Origin of the sequence: Pseudomonas sp. stari2 (assembly GCF_040760005.1) — a bacterium.
Classification (GTDB): Bacteria; Pseudomonadota; Gammaproteobacteria; order Pseudomonadales; family Pseudomonadaceae; genus Aquipseudomonas.
Genome location: NZ_CP099760.1, coordinates 5484355 through 5501451 on the forward strand (window position 1 = coordinate 5484355; position 17097 = coordinate 5501451).

Annotated in this window: 14 protein-coding genes, 1 tRNA gene and 1 pseudogene; 10 read left to right on the plus strand and 6 right to left on the minus strand. The window is 60.9% G+C overall.

The window, feature by feature from the left end:
- Positions 1-10 precede the first annotated feature (10 nt).
- The 7 genes from NH234_RS25110 to NH234_RS25140 all read left to right on the plus strand — a co-directional run bounded on the left by NH234_RS25110 (position 11) and on the right by NH234_RS25140 (position 6224).
- Positions 11-931 carry an ABC transporter permease gene (locus NH234_RS25110; RefSeq protein WP_085709284.1) on the plus strand — a complete coding sequence of 307 codons (921 nt, stop codon included), beginning with the start codon at positions 11-13 and terminating at the stop codon, positions 929-931.
- The gene (locus tag NH234_RS25115; protein ID WP_085709283.1) at positions 931-1737 is read left to right on the plus strand and encodes an ABC transporter permease; all 807 of its coding nucleotides are present in this window, start codon (positions 931-933) and stop codon (positions 1735-1737) included. The genes NH234_RS25110 and NH234_RS25115 overlap by 1 nt, the downstream gene beginning before the upstream one ends.
- Before the next feature lie 27 nt (positions 1738-1764).
- Entirely contained in the window at positions 1765-2811 is a 1047-nt protein-coding gene (locus NH234_RS25120) for an extracellular solute-binding protein (RefSeq protein ID WP_085709282.1), read from the plus strand.
- Between the two features lie 61 nt (positions 2812-2872).
- Positions 2873-4327 (plus strand): amidase, encoded by a 1455-nt coding sequence (locus NH234_RS25125; protein ID WP_367254608.1) that lies wholly within the window; start codon positions 2873-2875, stop codon positions 4325-4327.
- An 86-nt stretch (positions 4328-4413) separates the two neighbouring features.
- Positions 4414-4490: transfer RNA gene (locus tag NH234_RS25130), tRNA-Met, on the plus strand.
- 225 nt (positions 4491-4715) lie between these two features.
- Positions 4716-5966 (plus strand): S-type pyocin domain-containing protein, encoded by a 1251-nt coding sequence (locus NH234_RS25135; protein WP_367254610.1) that lies wholly within the window; start codon positions 4716-4718, stop codon positions 5964-5966.
- Between the two features lie 6 nt (positions 5967-5972).
- Positions 5973-6224, plus strand: coding sequence for a bacteriocin immunity protein (locus NH234_RS25140; protein ID WP_367254612.1), 252 nt, complete (start codon positions 5973-5975; stop codon positions 6222-6224).
- 76 nt (positions 6225-6300) lie between these two features.
- Here the strand turns inward: NH234_RS25140 and NH234_RS25145 are convergent, their stop codons facing one another.
- Entirely contained in the window at positions 6301-7407 is a 1107-nt protein-coding gene (locus NH234_RS25145; RefSeq protein WP_367254614.1) for a DUF2817 domain-containing protein, read from the minus strand.
- Between the two features lie 154 nt (positions 7408-7561).
- Between NH234_RS25145 and ggt the strand changes: the two genes are divergently transcribed.
- Positions 7562-9394: a gamma-glutamyltransferase gene (ggt, locus tag NH234_RS25150; RefSeq protein WP_367254616.1), complete on the plus strand. Its 1833-nt coding sequence runs from the start codon at positions 7562-7564 to the stop codon at positions 9392-9394.
- 87 nt (positions 9395-9481) lie between these two features.
- On the opposite strand, the gene NH234_RS25155 is transcribed toward ggt, so the two are convergent.
- From NH234_RS25155 to NH234_RS25170, 4 genes are all read right to left on the minus strand, one after another.
- Positions 9482-9703 carry a helix-turn-helix transcriptional regulator gene (locus NH234_RS25155; protein WP_085733602.1) on the minus strand — a complete coding sequence of 74 codons (222 nt, stop codon included), beginning with the start codon at positions 9701-9703 and terminating at the stop codon, positions 9482-9484.
- Between the two features lie 7 nt (positions 9704-9710).
- Positions 9711-10271: a DUF2975 domain-containing protein gene (locus NH234_RS25160; RefSeq protein WP_085733601.1), complete on the minus strand. Its 561-nt coding sequence runs from the start codon at positions 10269-10271 to the stop codon at positions 9711-9713.
- Positions 10272-10362: 91 nt separating this feature from the next.
- Positions 10363-10962, minus strand: coding sequence for a flavin reductase family protein (locus NH234_RS25165; protein WP_085733600.1), 600 nt, complete (start codon positions 10960-10962; stop codon positions 10363-10365).
- An 87-nt stretch (positions 10963-11049) separates the two neighbouring features.
- Complete coding sequence (locus tag NH234_RS25170; RefSeq protein ID WP_085733599.1) at positions 11050-12366, minus strand: PAS domain-containing methyl-accepting chemotaxis protein; 1317 nt, start codon at positions 12364-12366, stop codon at positions 11050-11052.
- A 238-nt stretch (positions 12367-12604) separates the two neighbouring features.
- Between NH234_RS25170 and NH234_RS25175 the strand changes: the two are divergent.
- Positions 12605-13974: pseudogene (locus NH234_RS25175) on the plus strand (gluconate:H+ symporter).
- Between the two features lie 40 nt (positions 13975-14014).
- On the opposite strand, the gene NH234_RS25180 reads toward NH234_RS25175, so the two are convergent.
- Complete coding sequence (locus tag NH234_RS25180) at positions 14015-15328, minus strand: MFS transporter (protein ID WP_085733597.1); 1314 nt, start codon at positions 15326-15328, stop codon at positions 14015-14017.
- A gap of 199 nt (positions 15329-15527) precedes the next feature.
- Here NH234_RS25180 and NH234_RS25185 point away from each other — a divergent pair, with 199 nt between their 5' ends.
- Entirely contained in the window at positions 15528-16946 is a 1419-nt protein-coding gene (locus NH234_RS25185; protein ID WP_085709272.1) for a TIGR00366 family protein, read from the plus strand.
- The last annotated feature ends 151 nt before the right edge of the window (positions 16947-17097 follow it).

Below are 17097 nucleotides of genomic sequence, written 5' to 3' on the forward strand. Positions count from 1 at the left end.
AGGAGTTGTCATGCACGCCTTACCGATAACCAACACGCTTGAACGCCGACGGGCGTTCCAGAGTTTCCTCGGTGTCAGCCCGGCGCTGATTGCCATCGCCCTGTTTCTGGTGGTGCCGATCCTGATCGTCATCGGTTATTCGCTGATGGAAGCCAACCCCTACGGCGGGGTCAACAAGGTGTTCAGCAGCGACGCCTACACCTCCCTGCTGTTCGAACGGCAAATGGACGACAGCCTGGCCTTCGCCGACTCCTACCTGATCATCGCCCTGCGCTCGGTCGGGATTGCCGGCCTGACCACCGTCATCACGCTGCTGATCGGTTTTCCGGTGGCAGTGTGGCTGGCCATGCAACCGGCGCATCGGCGTGGTCTGTTGATCTTTCTGATCACCGTGCCGTTCTGGGCCAACCTGCTGATCCGCACTTACGCGTGGATTCTGTTGCTGCGTAACACCGGGGTGATCAATAACAGTCTGATGGGCCTGGGCGTCATCCATGAGCCGCTGCAGTTGCTGTACACCGACGGCGCCGTGCTGCTGGGGCTGGTTTATACCTATGCACCCTTCGTGGTTCTGCCGATCTACGCCACGCTGGAAAAAATGGATATCCGTCTGCTCGAGGCCGCTCAGGACCTGTATGCCGGACGCCTGCGCACCTTGCGCAAAGTGGTACTGCCGATCGCCAGACCGGGAATTCTCGCCGGCGCCATTCTCACCTTCGTGCCGTGCCTGGGCGCGATGATCGCCCCGGAACTGCTCGGCGGCGGCACGCGGATGATGCTCGGCAACCTGATCTTCCGGCAGTTCAGCGACGCCCGTAACTGGCCGTTCGGCGCAGCGTTGTCGCTGGTGCTGATGGCGGCGGTGATGCTGGTGCTGACGGTCTATGCCCTGCGCGCCGAACGCCAGCGCATCGCCAAAGGAGGTGCGTGATGATCGGTCTGTTCAAACGCAAGGGACTGGGTGTACAGGATTTCCCCGGATTCGGCGGCTTCAGTTTCCTGTTCTACCTGTACCTCTACGCGCCGATCGTGGTGCTGGTGGTGTTCTCGTTCAACGCCAACCAGTCGGCCACGGTATGGACCGGTTTCAGCCTCGACTGGTATCGCGCCGCGTTCGCCAATCAGGCGCTGCGCCAGGCGGCCGGCAACAGTCTGCTGATCGCGGTGTGCGCCAGCATGGTCGCCACGGCGATTGCCACCCTCGCGGCCCTCGGCACCTCGCGGGGCGCGAAGTTCAAGGGCCTGCAACTGTCGATGGGCGCGATCATGCTACCGCTGGTGCTGCCGGAAATCGTCGTCGGCGTCGCCACGCTCGCGCTGTTCTCAACCATCGGCCTGTCGCTCGGCTACGGCAATCTGATCATCGCCCATACGGTGTTCTGCATTCCGTTTGCCTACCTGCCGATCCGGGCCCGGCTGAACGACATGGACCTGTCGCTGGAACAAGCCTCGGCCGACCTGTATGCCGGCCCGTGGCGGACCTTTCGCAAAGTCACCCTGCCGTTGCTGATGCCGGGGATTTTCTCCGGGCTGATGCTGGCCTTCATCGTCTCGCTGGATAACTTCGTGATCTCGATGATGGTCTCCCAGGCCGGCACCACAACGCTGCCGATCTTCATCTTCGGCCTGTTGCGCATGGGCGTGACACCCGACGTCAACGCCGTGTCGACCCTGATCCTGGGCGTCTCGGTGCTGTTTGTCAGCCTCTCTTACCTGCTGGGCAAAAAGAACGCCTGAACCTTCCAAGAACCGTGGGGAAATAGCATGAGCAAGTGGATAAAAAGCGTCGGTACTTCGTTGTTTCTGACTGTACCGCTGGTCATGGCCGGGAGTGTTCAGGCCGCCGAAAAACTCAACGTGGTGAGCTGGAGCGGTTACTTTTCACCGGAGATTCTCGCCAAGTTCCAGAAGCAGACCGGCATCGAAGTCACCGTCGACTCCTACGACTCCAACGAGACGCTGCTGGCCAAACTGAAACAGGGCGGCGCCGGTTACGACGTGGCGATTCCCTCGCACCAGTTCATTCCGATCCTGATCAAGGAAAACCTGCTGGAGCGCTTCGATCCGGTCAAGGAGCCGTACTACGCCAGTGTGGTCGACAACCTGAAAAAACCGAGTTGGGACCCGGAGGGCGCCTATTCGGTGCCGTTCATCTGGGGCACCACCAGCGTGGTGCTCGACAGTGGCCGCTACAAAGGCCCGGCCGACAGTTACAAGGTGCTTTATGAGCCGCCGGCCGAGTTGCAGGGGCGGATCAACATGTTCGATTCGGTCAGCGACATGGTCGACATGGCCAGCCTGTACCTGAACATTCCGCTGTGCAGCGAGGATCCGAAACAGATGCAACAGATCCTCACGCTGCTCAAGGCGCAGAAGCCATTCGTCAAAACCTACAGCTCCAAGGCCGGCTCGATCCGCGAGAACCTCGCCTCGGGCGAAATCGATATGTCGATGTTCTGGGGCGGTTCGTCAATGCGCGCCCGCGAGATGAAACCGAGCCTGAAATACCTGTACCCGAAAGAAGGGGTGCTGGCCTGGGTCGACAACATGGTCATCCCCGCCGGCAGCAAGAACCCGGCGAATGCCAAGGCGTTCATCGCGTTTCTCAGCCAGCCGGAAAACTCGGCGATGACCCAGAACTTCCTCAAGCATCAGAGCCCGATCAAAGGCGTCGAACCGTTCCTCGATGCAAACCTCAAGGATGCACCGGAACTGCATATTCCCGAGGGCACCCACGTGGTGTTCAGCAAGACCTGCGGTGAAGGCGCGATCCGTCTGGCCGATCGTCTGTGGACCAACCTGATGCGTTGATTTCTACCGCCCCGGCACGAGGCCGGGGCGTTTTTCCAGCCGTCTGAAGGGCGCCGTCGTCATGAACTCCAATAACATCAGCGAACTGGTCCTGTTGCCGGCCATCGAGCTCGCCGAACGCATCCGCCTGCGCCAGGTTTCCTGCCGCGAAGTGATGCAGACCTATCTTGCCCACATCGACCGGTTCAACCCGGCAGTCAACGCACTGATCAGCTTGCAGGCGCCGGAAGATCTGCTGGCCCAGGCCGACACACGGGACGCCGAACTGAGCCATGGCCAATACCGTGGCTGGATGCATGGCCTGCCCCACGCCATCAAGGATCTGTCGCTGACCTGCGGCATCCGCACCACGCTGGGCTCACCGCTGTTCAAGAATTTCATTCCCGAGCGTGACGGCATCATGGTCGAGCGGATCAAGGCTGCCGGCGCGATCATCATCGGCAAGACCAACACCCCGGAATTCGGCCTCGGTTCGCAGAGCTACAACCCGTTGTTCGGGGCCACCGGCTGCGCCTTTGACCCGAGCAAAACCGCAGGCGGCAGCAGTGGCGGCGCGGCGGCGGCACTGGCGATGCATCTGGTGCCGGTGGCCGATGGCAGCGACATGATGGGCTCGCTGCGTAACCCGGCAGCGTTCAACAACATCTTCGGTTTCCGTCCGTCTCAGGGCCGCGTGCCGTTCGATGACAGCGCCGATCTGTTCTTCGATCAACTCGGCTATGAAGGGCCCATGGCGCGCAGTGTGCGTGATGCCGCGATGCTGCTGTCGGTGCAGGCCGGTGGCGATGCGCGGGCACCGCTGTCGATCCGTGAATCCGGTGAGGTCTTTACCGCACCGCTGGAACGCGACTTCACCGGCACCCGGATCGGCTGGCTCGGCGACTTCAACGGGTATCTGCCCATGGAAAACGGCATCCTCGCGTTGTGTGAAAAGACTTTTGCCGACTTTGAAAGCCTGGGTTGCCATATCGAGTCGGCGCGTCCGGAATTTGCCCCTGAAAAGCTGTGGAGCAGCTGGCGCACCTTGCGCCACTGGATGGTCGCTGGCTCCCTGGGCGCGGCTTACGCCGATCCGCAGAAACGGGCGCTGCTGAAACCGGAAGCCTGCTGGGAAGTGGAAAACGGTCTGAAGCTCTCGGCCAGCGAAGTGTTCGCCGCCTCGGTGGTGCGCAGCGACTGGTATCGGGCAATCTCACGCTTGTTCGAAGAGTACGACTACCTGCTGCTGCCCAGCGCGCAGGTCTTCCCGTTCGACAAGACGCAACCGTGGCCGACCGCGATCGAGGGCGTGAACATGGACACTTATCATCGCTGGATGGAGGTCGTGATTCCCGGCACGTTATCCGGTTGCCCGGTGGCGAACGTCCAGGCCGGCTTCAATGCCCGGGGGTTGCCGATGGGGCTGCAGATCATCGGCCGGCATCAGGCAGACTTCGCCGTTCTGCAACTGGCGCACGCGTATGAGCAGGCCAGTCGCTGGTTCCAGCGCTGCCCTTCGCCACTGTTGAACGCCTGATTTTGATAAACGGTTGAAAGCGTAGAAAAAATTTTGAAATTTACGCTTGACGCTTTTCCATTTCAGGGGAATAATGCGCGCCACTTGGCTACATAGCTCAGTTGGTTAGAGCATAGCATTCATAATGCTGGGGTCCGGGGTTCAAGTCCCTGTGTAGCCACCAAGTACTAAAAACGGCTTACCGAAAGGTAGGCCGTTTTTTTATGCCTCGAGAAAAGTGCCCTCCCCGCTGGATCGGTCTGATTCTGTAGGAGCCCGGTGCAAAAGGCGTACGAAGAGGATTTTTCGTTCGTCCAGGCACCTGCATCTGCGCAAGTCGATTTGATCGCCATCCCGATTGACCGACACGCTCCCCTGTCTCGACTTCCAGGACAGACAAGGAGTGGTCATGGACCTGAACAAATTCCTTTTCGACGATGAGTGGCGTCGAAAACGCCCGAGCGGGAACGCTATATGGAGCGGATGGATTCCGCCCCCGCCGCCAGAACCCATTTATATCCGGACAGTCGAATGGCCCACCCCGAAGTCCCGCGACGATCTGGTATTTGCCAAATCCTGCACACCCGATAACTGGTGCCAAACGGAGGCCGGCACGACACCCGAACCCGCCTCAGGTTTTGGCAAGATCATGGTCGCGGGCGCCATGCGCTTTCCCGCTGCCAGTACCGCCGCAGCCAAGGCAATCGGCGCCGATCTGGCTCTGGGGCGCATGGCTGGTGGTGGCATCCTGCAGCAACGCCTGAACTGGGCAATACGAGGCGCCGGCGGCCCGGCCAGTGTGTTCATCCTCGGGATGCTGCCGACCCGAATGGGCGACGGCACGCTCTACACCGACGATCAGTTACGCACCTTGTCTCGCGCAACCACTCGCGTGCGCTTCCAGTTCCGACGCGATGCCGAAGGCGTCATGCAGGTCTACGGCATCCACACCGGTGTCTCGGGCGACGACTCGGTGCGTACCGTAAAAGTCCGGTGGAACAGCGACAAGACCGCCATGGAGGCCAAACTCAACGGCATCACCATTCTGTGGACGCCACAACGCGGGCCGCTGGGAGCGATGCCGCCACTGGTCTATCCGGAGCACGGCGAACCACTGAGCACGATCCTCGTCCACCCGATCGCCGCGAACACCGACAGCCAGATAGAAATCCTGCCCGGCGAAGACATCACCGCCGAGGATTGTATTCTGGTGTTTCCGGCGGAGACCGGGCTGAAGTCGTTGTATGTGGTGTTTTCGAAACCGGCCAGGTTGATGCCGGGGATGGTGACGGGGGTTGGGGAGGATATTGCCGGGATATGGCTGGCGGGAGCGGGGACAGGGATTGGAGCGCCGATTCCGACGCGGATTGCAGACAGACTCAGAGGGAGGGAGTTTTCAAACTTCGACGCGTTCAGAAAAGCATTCTGGCAAGCCGTGCGGGATGATCCAGAACTTTTCGATCAGTTCAATGTGGATGCCCAAGATCGTTTAATGTCGGGCAACGCGCCAGCGGTTCGAGACAGAGAGTCTGTAGGCACACGAGGAGTATTTGAAATTCACCACGTCGAGCGAATCGCTGATGGCGGCGCTGTCTACGACATAGACAACCTCCGGATCAACACCCCTAAAAATCACATCTTTCAACACAAAAGACAGTGAACGCACATGGAAAAAATATCTGAATACACTGAAACCCAATTTATCCGTTTCATCGAAAAAATACGTGTCACGAACAAAAGCGGATCGGATACGGAGCTTGGCGAGCTGCTGGCACAATTCAGAAAGCTTACCGGCCACCCGGATGGCACCGACCTGATTTTTTATCCCGAACCCGGAGAAGACAACTCTGCCGAGGGCATTGCGAAGACCGTAAAAGATTGGCGCGCTGCCAACGGGCTGCCAGGCTTCAAGCAATAACCCTCCGGCATCCATAGTCAAAACCGCCGCACATCACCAGGCAGTCAAACGGCTTACCGAAAGGCAAGCCGTTTGTTTATCCCTCGCCTGCTAATGCCCTGAGCCCTTTCGCCCAGATCTGCCGCGTGCGCAACCCCACCATCGCCCGCCAGTCCGGATCCACCGGATAGAACTGCTCCAGCAGACTCAACTTGATCGCCCGCCCCGTCGCATCCAGTGGATCGCCGTGCAGATGCAGCCAGTGATCATCACGCAGATAACGATGTACGTCCGGCCCCGGATACGTCCCGCACTCGATCACGAACGGCATCAACTGCACATTCGGCAGCGCGTTGAGCAATGCCTGCGAGGTGTAACCGGTAGCCGTTGCCGCGACACCGGTTTCACTCAGGGTTTCAGCGCCTGTGTGCAGCGTGTAGAGCCACGGGCCATAGATTGATTGCGCCTGGGCCAGCGCCGGATACGGTGCCTGAGTGATCGTCAGCAGCATCGGATGGCCATACTCGCCGGCCCCGGTGTGCAGGTCGAAACACATCACGGTTTCGGCACCGGCCAGATGATTCTCGACGACCTGGTGCAGCGTGCGATTCGACCAGCTCGGGGCAAAGCCTCCGAAAAACAGTCCGTCAGGATGGCTGTGCTGACCACCCTCGACAATCGACATCACCGCCGGCCAGCCGTGTTCGGCGATCTGCGCATCGAGCAAGGCATCGGCGCGCTGTCGCTCGGGGCCGTTCAAATCGGCGCAGGCGTAAATTTCGTGCAGCGCGGCGTAGGCCTGGTTGTCCGGGAGGGGCTCGTTGAAATCCAGATGATTGCGGTTCAGGTCAATATTGTCTTCGTTGACCCGCCGCAGCCACGCCGTGCCCCACGGGTTGATCAGGTGAATCATCACCACCGCCACATCCTTCGGTAGCGAACCCGCCGTGAAATGCTTCAGCCAGTCGATCTGACATTCCGAACCGTAATAGCCCTCCACCCCGTGGGTGCCGCTGAGCGCCACCAGACGCCGTTTGGCTTGCGGATCCCCCAGCACCGCCACATCAGTGCTCAACGGCTCGCCAAACGGCCCGCAACGCGGATGGGCGTAGGAAGTGAGCGTCGCACCGGCCGCGGTGGCGGCGGCAAGAAACTGCTCGCGCTGCTGACGGTAGCTGGAGTGGGTCGGAAACTCGCTGTGCATAGTGGCCTCTGTGGATTGTTCTGGCTTCACGCTTGCGCCTGACCCTACAGAAAATTCGCCAAGGCATGAAGGACAAACATACCGACGGTTTGCGTCCTGCACGGTCGGCCGATACAGTCCGTCAGACTTTCATCCCACGGACGGAGAGCCCCGCGTGTTTCCAGCCCAGCCCCTGAAACGCTTTCGCCTGCCGGCCCTGACGTTGATCGTCAGCGCCATCACCCTCGCCGCCTGTAACGCTCCGCCCTCCTCGACCTTGCCGCTGGCACCGGAAGCCGCCTCCGGTTACCGCACAGGCCTGCAAGCCAGTCATGCCGATAAACACATGGCCGCTGCTGCGAATCCGCTGGCCGCCGAAGCCGGTCGCGAGATGTTGCGTAAAGGTGGATCGGCCATCGATGCGGCCATTGCGATGCAAGCCGTGCTGACCCTGGTCGAGCCGCAATCCTCCGGGATCGGCGGCGGCGCGATGATCGTGCTGTGGGACGGCAAGCAGGTGCGCACCTATGATGGCCGCGAAACCGCACCGGCCGGCGCTACCGAAAAGCTGTTCCTGCAGGCTGATGGAAAACCGATGCCGTTCCCGCAGGCGCAGATCGGCGGACGCTCCGTCGGCATACCGGGGGTGATGCGTGCGCTGGAACTGGCGCACAAACAACATGGCCGTTTGCCGTGGGCGACGTTGTTCGAACCGGCGATCAACCTTGCGGAACAGGGCTTTGCGATCTCGCCTAGACTTCATTCGCTGCTGGAGTCCGACCCTGTGGTGCGCCGCTCACCAGACATGGCCAGGTATTTCCTCAACAGCGACGGCAGCGTCAAAGCCATCGGCACGCGCCTGAAAAACCCGGCGTTGGCCGCAGTGCTCAAACGCATCGCCAACGAAGGTGCAGACGCGCTGTACAAAGGCCCGATCGCCGAAGAGATCGTGGCCAAGGTTCAGGGTCACGCCAACCCCGGCAGCCTTTCGCTGAACGACCTTCAGCACTATCAGGCCAGGGAACGCGCGCCACTGTGCACCGACTACAAGCGCTGGCAGGTTTGCGGGATGCCGCCGCCGTCATCGGGCGGGATTGCAGTGGCGCAAATCCTCGGCACCTTGCAGGCCCTGGAGACCCGCGATCCACGCCTGTCCCTGACACCACTCAAACCCGTGAAGACCGATAAACCGGCGGGCCTCGAACCGGCACCGCAAGCCGTGCACCTGATCGCCGAAGCCGAGCGCCTGGCCTACGCCGACCGTGCGCAATACGTGGCCGATACCGACTTCGTGCCGGTGCCGGTCAAAGGCCTGGTCGACCCGGGATATCTGGCCAGCCGCGCCAGCCTGATCGGCGATCGCAGCATGGGCAGCGCCAAATCGGGCACACCACCGGGGGTGCAGGTTGCCTACGCACCGGACCGCTCGCCGCTACGCATCTCCACTTCGCAAGTGGTGGCCGTGGATGACTTCGGTGGCGCGGTATCGATGACCACCACCATCGAAGCGGCATTCGGCTCGCACCTGATGGTTCAGGGTTTTTTGCTCAACAACCAGATGACCGATTTTTCGTTCATCCCCGAAGAAAACGGGCAGAAAGTCGCCAACCGCGTCGAACCCGGCAAACGTCCGCGCTCGTCGATGGCTCCGACCCTGATCTTCGACCGCAACAGCGGCGAGTTCGTCGCCACCGTCGGCTCTCCGGGCGGCTCGCAGATTATCGAATACGTGGCCAAAACCACCGTCGGCCTGCTCGACTGGAACCTCGACCCGCAAAGCGCCATCAGCCTGCCCAACTTCGGCAGCCGCAACGGCCCGACAGAACTGGAACAGGGCCAGTTCAGCCCTGCACTGATTCAGGCACTCAAGGACAAGGGCCATACCTTCAGCGAAATTGACATGACCAGCGGCACCCAGGCCATCGTGCGGATCAAGAATGCACAGGGGAAGGCAACGTTTGCAGGTGGGGCAGATCCTCGGCGTGAAGGGGTAGCGTTGGGGGATTGAAACAGTGCTGCCAACTGAAAAAGGCTTACCGAGAGGTAAGCCTTTTTTGTGTGTCCATGAACCCATTTCAGCGGGCAACTGAAACCCTCAGGCTTCCCCCTTCTCACCCGCCACCCGAATCAGCAGATCTCCGGGCTGACAGCTGAGGTACTCACAAATGGCATCCAGCGTCGCCAGTCGCAGCCCTTTGACCTTGCCCTGTTTGAGCAGTGACAGATTGGCCTCGGTAATGCCGATGGCCGCTGCAAGGTCTTTGGATTTGACCTTGCGCAGCGCGAGCATCACATCCAGTTGAATAACGATTGGCATGTCGACCTCATATAAACGTGCGGTTTTCCCGATCCACTTCGCTGGCTTGAGACAGGATCCGCGCAATCACCGCGATACACGCGGCCAGGAACAATGCGACGAACGAAGCAGCTGTGATGCTCAAGGTGAACAAGCGCTCACCCACCGGTGCATTCTGGGTGATCCACAGGCTGAGCATCGGCTCACAGAGGAAATCCAGCAGCACCCAAATCGCCACGGCTCGCCCGACCTTGCCCAGATGACCGGCCGTTTCACGGGCGAAATACTCACCCCGCCCATAGCTCTGAAACAGCCGGCGCAAATGGTTCAGGCCCGACGCAAGCGCCAGCAGGGGAATGCTCGACAGTACGAGCCCGCCCAGCTTCTGCCACAACGGAAACAGCGTTGCGGTGTCGGCCATTTGCGACAGTTGGCGCTCGGTCAGCGCAAACCCCAGTCCCCAGCCTTCCTTTTCCGCCAACGGTGGGTAAACCCATATGACAGCATTGAGCAGCAGCATCACGACGATCAGGATCAACGTCATCGTCGCCATGCGCCGACTGAATTGCACGAGCCTGTTGGTGGTCATGGGAAAGCCTCACAAGAATGAATGTGAGCGCCACACTAGCGATTAAAATTATCGAATAACAATAATTAATTGCTGCAAAACATTAAAAATTTCAGATATCCAGACTCTTGCCGACCACCGGATCACCGATCTTCAGGAAGTTGCCCCCGGCCACGTGATGCAGCGTACGCAGCTCATCTTGTCCTTCAAAATGCCAACGCCCATCGCTGAAGACTCGCGAATCAGCTCGCGCGGCAATGACCTCTGCCAGGAACAGATCGTACTGTTCGTGATTGCGCGGCTCCGGCAGCAAGCGGCATTCGAGCCATGCCACGCAACCGTCCAGCATCGGTGCCTCGACCTGCTCGCCAGCGAAGGTCTGCAAGCCATACGCATGGAACTTGTCCTGCCCTTGATCACGATTGATTTCCAGGCCCGAAGTCGAACCGACGGTCTGCACGATGTCAGCCTGATTCACGCAAGGGACATTGAGGACAAAGGAGCCCGAGGCCTCGAGCAGTTGTCGGGTCCAGGTGGATTTATCGAGGACCACCGCGACTTTCGGCGGCTCGAAATCCAGCGGCATGGCCCAGGCCGCAGCCATGATATTGCGCTGCCCGTCGTGAGCGGCACTGACCAGCACGGTCGGCCCGTGGTTGAGCAAACGGTAGGCTTTGTTCAGGGGAACCGGGCGACGGAAGGACTCGCTCATGGGATCTGCTCCGGGAAAAAGAGCCGATTGTAGCGGGATAAAAACAGCGAAGGGATTGCCATGGACAATCCCTTCGCCTGACAAGCATCAGTTGGATAGCTGGTTGGCGAACTGGCCGACCGCGTCCACCACTTTCTGCGCGCCATCCTGGATCTCGACGATCACCGTGCCAGCCTCCGCCGCCAGCGCCAGCCCTTGCTCGGCCTGAAGCTTGCCGTCGGTCATCAGCGCCACGGCGTTACGCGCCATGTCCTGGTTCTGACGCACCACGCCGACGATTTCCTCGGTGGCCTGGCTGGTGCGCGAGGCCAGTTGCCGCACTTCGTCGGCCACCACCGCAAAACCACGGCCCTGCTCGCCTGCACGGGCGGCTTCAATCGCGGCGTTGAGCGCCAGCAGGTTGGTCTGCTCGGCAATGCCGCTGATGGTCTTGACGATGGTGCCGATCACCTGGGATTGCTCGTTCAGCGCCTCGATGCCTTCGCCGGCGGTCTGCATGTGCCGCGACAGGTCGCGCATCACGTTGACCGCTTCGGTGACCACACGGGTGCCGCGCTGAGCGGTGCCATCGGTCTGCAAGGACGTGCTGTAGGCAATGTTGGCGGCCTCGGCGACGGCTTGCTCCTGATTGACCTGATCGGTGATCACGGTGGCGAACTTCACCACTTTGTAGAGTTTTTCATTGGCGTCGAGTACAGGGTTGTAGGACGCCTCCAGCCAGACGACCCGGCCATGGTGATCGACGCGCTTGAATCGTCCGGCAACGTACTCGCCATTGTTCAAGCGGCGCCAGAAGTTCTGGTACTCGGCGCTGTTGTACTCATCCGGCTCGCAGAACATACGGTGATGTTTGCCCTTGATCTGCGCCAGGCTGTAACCCATGCCCTGAAGGAAGCGGTCGTTGGCGCTCAGCACATTACCGTTGAGGTCGAACTCGATCACCGCCGTCGAACGCACCAGTGCGCCGATCAGGTTTTCGTGTTCGCGTGAGGCTTCGATGGTGCGGGTCAGGTCGCTGGAGAAAATCGAGAAATGCTTGATGCGCCCGTCCGAAGAGCGGATCGGCTGGACGATCGAACGCAACCACGCCTCTTCGCCATTGCCGCGCGACAGGCGCACGGCGCCGGCGAAATGCTCGCCCCGGCTCAGTGCGGCCCGGAAGCGGTGATGAAACTCGTCGGACTTCACATGAGCCGGCACGATGTCTTCGATGGCGCGGCCGATCAGGTCGTGGCTCTTGTAGAGCATTTCATTGAGGAAGTTCTGGTTGACCGATTGAATCCGCCCGTCGGGCTCAAGGGTCAGCACCAGCATCTCGCTTTCCAGGCTCTCCTTCACTTGCAGAAGGCTGGAGAGTTCTTCACGAAGAGCCGCCAGCTCTTGCTTCAGGCGTTTGTTGAACATGGGAAAGCACCGATGGACTGGATGGATAGCGGGTATGCAGCCTAACCATCGGCCTTGGAAATCTTTTCTGAAGAGCGATCGAGACCGGCCAGTCAAAAATAATCTCAATTAGCCATTGGCCTTATCCGCCCTCGCAGAACGGATACAAAACCCGGCGCTCTGGCCCGGCCATATCAGGTACTCTCAAGTCAAATTGCAACAATATGTTGCCGCTATCCGCTCGATAAGGAGTTCCGTTTTGGATTTATCGACCGCTGCCTGGATGGTCACGACACCCGCCTGATTCTCTGCTGCCTGCTGGCGATTGCGACGATTATCGTGTTGATCAGCGCCAGCAAGCTACCGCCCTTTCTATCGATCCTGATCGGTACATTCATCGCCGGCGTCGGCGCGGGTTTACCGCCAGAGGACGTGGCCAAGGCGTTCAGCAAAGGCGCCGGGGCTATTCTCGGTGAAGCGGGGATCATCATCGCGCTGGGCTCGATGCTTGGTGCGCTGATGGCCGAGTCCGGCGCCGCCGACCGCATTGCGTCAACCTTGCTTGGACTGGGCAAAGGCAAGTCCCTGCCGTGGGTCATGGCGCTGGTGGCGATGGTGATCGGCCTGCCGCTGTTCTTCGAAGTGGGACTGGTGATGATGGTTCCGATCATCTTCGTCATGGCCCGCCGTTCCGGTCAGCCGCTGTTGAAAATCGCGATTCCGGCGCTGGCGGGAATGACCACGCTGCATGCCCTGATGCCGCCGCATCCCGGACCGTTGATCGCGGTCAGCGCATTGCAAGCCGACCTTGGGCTGACCATGTTGCTGGGCTTCAGCATCGCCATCCTGGCGGTGATCCTGGCCGGACCGATCTACGGCAACTGGCTGTCGAAACGCATGCACGTCGATGAGCCGGCAGAACTTGGCGCACTGTTCAGCGCCCCGCCGAAAGCGCCGCGCCAGCCGAGTTTCGGCATGTCGCTGCTGATCATTCTGCTGCCGGTGTTGCTGATGCTCGGCAGCACGCTGGCGAAAGTCGCGATGAACCCGGAAAGCAGCGTCGCCCTGACCCTGAAGTTTCTCGGAGAACCCTTGGTGGCATTGGGCATTGCCGTCATGGCAGCGGTGATCTGCCTCGGCTGGGCCAACGGCATGCCGCGTGAACATGTCGGCGGCACCCTGCGCAAAAGCCTCGCGCCGATTGCCGTGCTGTTGCTGACCATCGGGGCCGGTGGCGGCTTGAAGCAGACCTTGCTGGATGCCGGTGTCAGCCAGACCATCAGCAAAGTCGCCGAAGGCGCGCACATGCCGTATCTGCTGCTGGCCTGGCTGATTGCCGTGGCACTGCGTCAGGCCACTGGCTCGGCGACGGTGGCCACCACGACGACGGCGGGGATTCTGGCGCCGATGATGGCGGGCCTCGCCGCGACGCAAAGTTCGCTGGTGGCGCTGGCGATTGGCGCCGGCTCCGTGTTCTTCTGCCACGTGAACGACGCCGGCTTCTGGATGGTTCGCGAGTACTTCGGCCTGCAACTGAAACAGACGATCTGGGTCTGGTCGGTCCTGCAAACCATTGTCTCGGTGGTGGGTCTGGCGGGGACCTTGCTGTGGTGGCACTGGTTGACGTGACGGCGGCGCGAGTTTGCGCCGCCGTCACGTCAACCAGCCTTCAGGAACAGGGCGCCACCGAACGGCGCCCGCCTGCGGGCATGCGCACACCAAAGTACGCCGCGCTGACGATGCCGACCGCGCCCATCACCGTGCAGAACATCACACAGATCCATGGGCTCCACGGCATCAGACCGATCAGCAGCAGCGGTGTGATGCTTGCCCATGCGGCGTAGGCAATGTTGTAGGTGAAGGAAATGCCGGATACCCGGATACGCGCCGGGAACAGACCGACCATCACCGATGGCACGGCGCCGACCACACCGCAGCCGAGACCGGCGATGGCGTACGCCAGCCCCACCCAATCGCCGCCCATGATCAAACAGCTGTAAAGCACACCGATGCCCAATGGCAGCAGCAGGCTATAAAGCATCACCGTGCGCCAGGCGCCGAGGCGATCGACCAGCAGCCCGGCAATCACGCAGCCGATGTTCAGGAACACGATGCCCAACGCGCTCAGGGCAAAGGTGTGGCCGGCGGACATGCCAAAGGTTTTCTGCATCATGGTCGGGGTGATGACCACGAACACCACCACCGCCGAAGTCAGTACGCAGGTCAGCAGCATGGCCGGCAGCATCGCCAGGCGATGCTCGCGCAAGACCGTGCGCAACGGCAGTTCGACCCGCGCCTCACGCTGCGCCTCCATGGCCACGAACACCGGGGTTTCGCTCAACCAGCGACGCAGGTACACGCCGATCACGCCGAACACGCCGCCGAGCAGGAACGGATAACGCCAGGCGTAATCGAGGATTTCCGCCGGGGTAAACACCTGTGCGAGAAACGTCGCAGTCAATGCACCGATCAGGTAACCGAAGGTCAGCCCGGCCTGCAGAAAACCCAGTGCATAACCGCGATGCGCGACCGGTGCGTGCTCGGCGACGAACACCCAGGCGCTCGGCACTTCACCGCCGACCGCCGCGCCTTGCAGGATGCGCAGCGCCAGCAGCAACAGCGGTGCGAAATAGCCGATCTGCGCGTAGGTCGGCATGATTCCGATCAGCAGGCACGGCAGCGCCATCATCAGGATGCTCAGGCTGAAGACTTTCTTGCGCCCCAGCCGGTCGGCGAAATGCGCCATCAGGATCCCGCCCAGTGGCCGCGCCAGATAGCCTGTGACAAAGATTCCGAAGCTTTGCAGCAGGCGCAGCCACTCGGGCATTTCCGGCGGGAAGAACAACTGGCTGAGGGTCAGGGCGAAGAACACGAAAATGATGAAATCGTAGATCTCCAGCGCCCCGCCCAGGGCCGCAAGGCCGAGGGTCTTGTAGTCGGAACGGCTGAACGGCGCCGGTCGGGCAGTGGAATGGGCAGTCATGGCAAAGAACTCTGGCAGGCAAAAAACCAAGGCGCCCATGGTCTACGCAAACGGGCCGCCGGACAACCCGTTAGACCATAGTCTGATCCAGCAAAACACGGTCACAAAAATCCGCCGGTTGATTTACTGTTGGCACCTGTCCAGACGGGCCGGCCAAGCCCCGAAGACCACAATAAACATAAAAATCCGAGGTACTCCCGTGGCCGTTGATATCGAAGATAGCCGTTCTGCGCGCTTTGCCTTGCGCTGCTCCAGTTTTGCCGAACGCTGGTTTCCCGACTCCTGGGTGTTCGCCGCACTCGCCGTGATCATCGTGGCGCTGGCCACCCTGGCCATGGGCGCCAAACCCACCGACGCCGCCATGGCCTTCGGCGACGGCTTCTGGAGCCTGATCCCCTTCACCATGCAGATGGCCTTCGTGGTAATCGGCGGTTATGTCGTCGCCAGTTCGCCGCCCGCGGTAAAACTGATCGATCGTCTGGCGCGAATCCCGAAGAACGGCCGCTCCGCCGTGGCCTGGGTCGCGCTGATCTCGATGGTCGCGTCGTTGCTCAACTGGGGCCTGTCGCTGGTATTCGGCGGTCTGCTGGTGCGCGCCCTCGCCCGCCGCACCGATCTGAAAATGGATTACCGCGCCGCCGGAGCCGCGGCTTATCTGGGCCTTGGCGCCGTGTGGGCGCTGGGCTTGTCGTCGTCTGCCGCACAGCTGCAGGCCAACCCCGCCAGCCTGCCGCCGTCGATTCTGTCGATCACCGGGGTGATTCCGTTCACTCAGACGATTTTCCTCTGGCAGTCGGGCGTGATGCTGCTGGCGCTGGTGGTGATCTCGATCATCATCGCCTACGCTACCGCGCCCGGACCGAACTCGGCGCGTGACGCCAAGGCCTGCGGCATCGACCCGGCCTTCAACCTGCCGCCGCTGCAACCGCGCACCCGCCCCGGCGAATGGCTGGAGCACAGCCCGTTGCTGATCATCGTGCTGGTACTGCTGGCAGCCGGATGGCTGTTCCACGAATTCTCGACCAAACCGGCCATCACCGCGATTTCCGGGCTCAACACCTACAACTTCCTGTTCATCATGCTCGGTGCCTTGCTGCACTGGCGCCCGCGCAGCTTCCTCGATGCGGTGGCGCGGGCGGTGCCGACCACCACTGGTGTGCTGATCCAGTTCCCGCTGTACGGCTCGATCGCCGCGCTAATGACGACGGTCAAGGGCACCGATGCCCAGACTCTGGCTCACCATATCTCGACCTTCTTCGTCAGCATCGCCTCCCACGACACCTATGCGCTGCTGATGGGCGTGTACTCGGCGATTCTCGGCTTCTTCATTCCGTCCGGCGGCGGCAAGTGGATCATCGAGGCACCCTACGTGATGCAGGTGGCCACCGACCTGAAATACCACCTGGGCTGGGCCGTGCAGATCTACAACGCCGCCGAAGCCCTGCCGAACCTGATCAACCCGTTCTACATGCTGCCACTGCTGGGCGTGCTGGGATTGAAAGCGCGAGACCTGATCGGCTTCTCGTTTGTGCAACTGCTGGTGCACACACCGTTGGTGCTGCTGTTGCTGTGGGCGTTGGGGACGACATTGGCGTATACGCCGCCGGTAATGCCATGACTCGGAATCATCTTCAGGCGTAATTCTCATGAGGGAGCTAGCGTATTGGCTCCCTCATTTGTTTCTGCGCCTTGGAAATGTCACCCAACCGTCACATTCCCTTGCTAGCGTCCGCCAGAAATATACTGAAACAATTAAGCATAAACGGACT

Bases quoted from the DNA above. Each gene is read 5' to 3' on its own strand.
- NH234_RS25160 (WP_085733601.1), bottom strand. From the start codon at position 10,271: ATGACCACCAACAGGCTCGTGCAATTCAGTCGGCGCATGGCGACGATG.
- NH234_RS25145 (WP_367254614.1), bottom strand. From the start codon at position 7,407: ATGCACAGCGAGTTTCCGACCCACTCCAGCTACCGTCAGCAGCGCGAG.
- NH234_RS25110 (WP_085709284.1), top strand. From the start codon at position 11: ATGCACGCCTTACCGATAACCAACACGCTTGAACGCCGACGGGCGTTC.
- NH234_RS25115 (WP_085709283.1), top strand. From the start codon at position 931: ATGATCGGTCTGTTCAAACGCAAGGGACTGGGTGTACAGGATTTCCCC.
- NH234_RS25165 (WP_085733600.1), bottom strand. From the start codon at position 10,962: ATGAGCGAGTCCTTCCGTCGCCCGGTTCCCCTGAACAAAGCCTACCGT.
- NH234_RS25125 (WP_367254608.1), top strand. From the start codon at position 2,873: ATGAACTCCAATAACATCAGCGAACTGGTCCTGTTGCCGGCCATCGAG.
- NH234_RS25180 (WP_085733597.1), bottom strand. From the start codon at position 15,328: ATGACTGCCCATTCCACTGCCCGACCGGCGCCGTTCAGCCGTTCCGAC.
- NH234_RS25170 (WP_085733599.1), bottom strand. From the start codon at position 12,366: ATGTTCAACAAACGCCTGAAGCAAGAGCTGGCGGCTCTTCGTGAAGAA.
- NH234_RS25135 (WP_367254610.1), top strand. From the start codon at position 4,716: ATGGACCTGAACAAATTCCTTTTCGACGATGAGTGGCGTCGAAAACGC.
- NH234_RS25140 (WP_367254612.1), top strand. From the start codon at position 5,973: ATGGAAAAAATATCTGAATACACTGAAACCCAATTTATCCGTTTCATC.
- NH234_RS25155 (WP_085733602.1), bottom strand. From the start codon at position 9,703: ATGCCAATCGTTATTCAACTGGATGTGATGCTCGCGCTGCGCAAGGTC.
- NH234_RS25120 (WP_085709282.1), top strand. From the start codon at position 1,765: ATGAGCAAGTGGATAAAAAGCGTCGGTACTTCGTTGTTTCTGACTGTA.